Here is a 1,626-nt window from a genome sequence, read left to right on the forward strand (position 1 = left end):
ACCCCCGGCCCCCGGCCTCGTGGTGGGCCGTGGGGGTGGCGGGCCGCCTGGGCCAGGCCCGGTTCCGGGGCCGCCACCCCGAACCCGCCGCGCGGCCCGCCGGCGCGCGGCCGGTCGCCGCAGTGGCCCGGCTGTTCCCGCTGCTGGACGACGACGACCCAAGGGGGAAGTGAGCGCTCCTGGTTGCGTAGCGGAGAGGTCAACTCCGCTCCACGTCAGTGGGGTTGATTCGCGTGAAAATCATCTATCTAACTCGTTCGAGGTAACTAGCCTTCTCATCCACATTTTTGCCAGCCCATGGGGGAACATCGGCATGTCCGCGCCCGGACCGGGGATCCCGAACGAGAGGTCCCGGACGGGCGGCACCACCTACGGCCTTTGGACTGCCCGTGACCACCTCCGCCCCCGTGTGGGACTGCCCCTTCAACCACACCGACGGCCTGGAGTTCGACCCCCTCCTCAAACGGCTGCTCACCGAGGCCCCGGTCGCCCGGATCCGGCTGCCGCACGGCGAGGGCGAGGCCTGGCTGGCCACCCGCTACGAGGACGTCCGGGTCGTCACCACCGACCGCCGGTTCAGCCGCGCCGCCGGCATCGGACGGGACCTGCCCCGCATGACGCCCGCCCCGATCGCCCAGGCCGAGGCGATCAACCTGATGGACCCGCCCGGCCACAACCGGCTGCGCCGCCTCGTCGCCCAGGGCTTCACCAACCGCCAGGTCGAGCGGATGCGGGCGCACACCCAGCGGATCGTCGACGGGTACCTCGACGAGCTTGCCGAACACGGCGCCCCCGCCGACCTCGTGCACTTCCTGTCCTCCCGGCTTCCGCTCACCACCATCTGCGAGATGCTCGACATCCCCGAGCAGGACCGCGCCGAACTGCGCGGCCACGCCGTCGCGATGATGGCCATGAGCCCGGACGGCCGCGAGGCCCAGGAGCGCGCCAAGGCCGCCCTGCGCGCGTACTTCACCGAGCTGACCGCCGCCCGCCGCCGCGCCCCCGGCGAGGACCTGATCAGCGCCCTCGCGACCGCCCGCGACGGCGACGAACTGCTGGACGACGACGAGCTGGCCGTCATGGCGATGGTGCTCCTGGTCACCGGCCACGACACCAGCACCTACCAGCTCAGCAACATCACCTACACCCTGCTCACCCACCCCGAGCAGCTCGCCAAGCTCCGCACCCAGCCCGACCTCCTGCCCCGCGCGCTGGAGGAGCTGCTGCGCTTCATCCCGTTCCGCCAAGGCGTCGGCATCGCCCGGGTCGCCACCGAGGACGTCGAGCTCGGCGGCGTGCTCATCCGGGCCGGCGAGCCCGTGCACGTCTCCTACCTCGCCGCCAACCGCGACCCGGCCGCCTACGAGCGGCCCGACGAGCTCGACCTCGACCGCGGCGCGCCCACCCACATGACCTTCGGGTACGGCCAGCACCACTGCCTCGGCGCCCACCTGGCCCGCATGGAGCTCCAGGTGGCCATCGGCACGCTGCTGCGGCGCTTCCCCGGACTGCGCCTGGCCGTGCCGCCGGCCGAGCTCGACTGGCACACGGGATCCATCTGGCGCTACCCGCGGGCCCTGCCGATCGCCTGGTGAACCGCCGGTGGTGACCGGCCGGGGGTGACCC

Annotated in this window: 1 protein-coding gene; it reads left to right on the forward strand. The window is 72.8% G+C overall.

The window, feature by feature from the left end:
• The first annotated feature begins 389 nt into the window (after positions 1–389).
• Positions 390–1,595 carry a cytochrome P450 gene (locus AB0O00_RS38475; protein ID WP_363659329.1) on the forward strand — a complete coding sequence of 402 codons (1,206 nt, stop codon included), beginning with the start codon at positions 390–392 and terminating at the stop codon, positions 1,593–1,595.
• Positions 1,596–1,626: the final 31 nt, after the last annotated feature.

This window comes from Kitasatospora sp. NPDC093558 (assembly GCF_040683475.1).
GTDB lineage: Bacteria > Actinomycetota > Actinomycetes > Streptomycetales > Streptomycetaceae > Kitasatospora.